We start from the raw sequence: 1,601 nt of genomic DNA on the forward strand, positions 1-1,601 counted from the left end.
TCATAGCCATCTTTTCCGGAAATAAATACAATTTGCATCCACTCATCCTGAGCGATTTCACGAATCCAATGTCCCACTTGAATTCCATTTTGGATTGGCATTTCAATATCTAAATAGATTAAATCAAAATGCATCTCATGATTTATATCTAGTGTCAACAAGTGCCCATCTTCATATGTATAGATTTCGAATACCACAGAATTTTTTAAGGCATAGGTATTCAAAAATCTTTTAACCTGCTTACGAATCATTTCATTGTCATCTACTACTGCTATGCGAATCACGCAATGCGCCCCTTTCTTATCTTTTTCTCTCTCTATTTCCATAATACCATAAAAAATCCCAAAAAGCAAGAAGAATAGATGGTTTATCGCTGGAGATACTAAAAGGAAAGAAGCATTTTTGTTTCGTAAAATCCGCCCATTGACCATTCAATCCTAAAAAATCACGTTGTTTCCGATACTTTTTGCATTTTCCATACGATTTTTTGACGGTGAAACATTATCCCGTCAATTGCAGTCGATTTACATATTCCTGCTTCATCTGCATAGAGGAATGCACATATCGATTCAGCGTAATACTGGCATCAGCGTGTCCCAGCAATTCACTCAGCGTCTTTGCATCAAACCCATGGGCAATACAATCTGTAGCATAAGTGTGCCGAAGCAGATGAAATGGGACCTTCCGGATACCACAAAGTTTCAGGATTTTCTGAAACCGATACTGCATGGTTCTCGGTTCTGCCGGTTTGCTTTTCCCAGTAATCAGGTACAAAAAATCCTGTCGCTTTTTCTTCTCCAGCAGTGTCAACAAGAAGGACGGAACCGGAATTGTCCGCACAGAAGTTCTGCTTTTAGGAGAGCCGATCAGCACCTCAGAGCAGCCATTTCGATAAACTCTCTGCACCGTTCGTTTTACAGAAAGTGTTCCGTTTTCAAAGTCAATATCGCTCCACTGCAAGCCGCATAATTCACCTACACGCAAACCGGTGAACAAGCACAGCAGAATCGCCAGATCAATGGTCAATCCTGTCTGAAGGAGATACTGTTCCAACTTCTTTCGCTCCACAGAAGACAAAACATCCAGCTGCTTTTTTTCTGCTTTCGGCATAGTGAAATGTGTTCCATGAATGTGATACTCCTGCACCGCATACTGTTCTATGCTGTGGTAAACCCGCATAATGTCCTGTACAAACCGAGCGGAAAGTCCGCCAGTTCCGCACAATCGACCGCTTTGCAGTTTCTCATAGACAAAATCATTTAGCTGATGTGTCGTCATATCCGTGAGATACTTTGTTCCGAGATCCGGAATAATGTGATTGCGAATGACATTCTCATAGTGCGCATAACTAGACGGTTTCACACGCAGTTTTGCCGCAGAAAGCCATTGACGAGATGCCTCTGCCACGGTCAATTTCAAAGCAGAAACTGGCTGGCTCTGCAAAACAGCTTGAAATTGTGCCATCTTTTCCTTTACCTCGGAAAGCGTTCTGGCATATACAAATTTGTATTTCAGCGACCCATCTTCCTTATGACCAATCGGGACACGTCCCTCAAACCGACCGTCTTTTCTCTTGTAAATGTTGCTGCCTCTTCTCGGCA

2 protein-coding genes are annotated in these 1,601 nt (G+C 42.3%); both read right to left on the bottom strand.

Features of this window, described 5'->3' with window-relative positions:
* Positions 1-326 (bottom strand): response regulator (locus DXB92_RS03685; protein WP_187118436.1); only part of this gene is annotated, 326 nt, incomplete at its 3' end.
* 175 nt (positions 327-501) lie between these two features.
* The coding region (locus tag DXB92_RS03690) for a site-specific integrase (protein WP_207658584.1) at positions 502-1,601 on the bottom strand (1,100 nt) is incomplete at its 5' end.

It is taken from the genome of Ruminococcus sp. OM06-36AC, assembly GCF_003438725.1.
Lineage (GTDB): Bacteria > Bacillota > Clostridia > Oscillospirales > Ruminococcaceae > Ruminococcus_C > Ruminococcus_C callidus.